The sequence below is a fragment of the Neisseria sp. WLZKY-1 genome (assembly GCF_046546535.1).
Lineage (GTDB): Bacteria > Pseudomonadota > Gammaproteobacteria > Burkholderiales > Neisseriaceae > Neisseria.
Genome location: NZ_JBKGTW010000125.1, coordinates 1 through 484, shown reverse-complemented (window position 1 = coordinate 484; position 484 = coordinate 1). Strand labels below are relative to the sequence as shown.

Annotated in this window: 1 protein-coding gene; it reads left to right on the top strand. The window is 60.1% G+C overall.

Annotated features, from left to right (window positions below; all coding sequences use genetic code 11):
• A partial coding sequence (locus ACLD9W_RS12485; protein ID WP_410841575.1) for a hypothetical protein occupies positions 1-323 on the top strand: 323 nt, incomplete at its 5' end.
• Positions 324-484 lie beyond the last annotated feature (161 nt).

Here is a 484-nt window from a genome sequence, read left to right as displayed (position 1 = left end):
GCGGCGTGCTCACCAAAATGGGCTACCAGCGCGCCAGCATCGAAGACGGCGGCAGCTTCGACCGCTACTTCAAACCCTACGACGCCCTGGGCATCAGCGCGGTTATCGAATTTTCCGGCAGCTACGTCCCCGAAGAAAACATCCCCGCCGTACTCTACAGCCTGAGCTTCGACAAACAGCGAGCCAGCTCATGGAACGACACCCGCCACCTGCTCGGCGCCGTCCCGCCCGTGCTCCTGGCCGAAAGCTACGCCGACTACCTGAAAACCGCCGAAGCCTGCTCGGGCTACGACCCCGAATGGGAGAAGAAAACCCCGTGGTAGGACGGGCTGGGAAGGCCGTCTGAAAGATTGTTATGCCCGTACCAAAACGTCGGATACAAGTATCCGACCTTGTATATCGGAACTTCCGTATCATAGCAACAAACCGCCCGCCGCCGCCCGCATCCGACCAAGGTAAACAACCGTTGCGTAGCTCAGGGAGC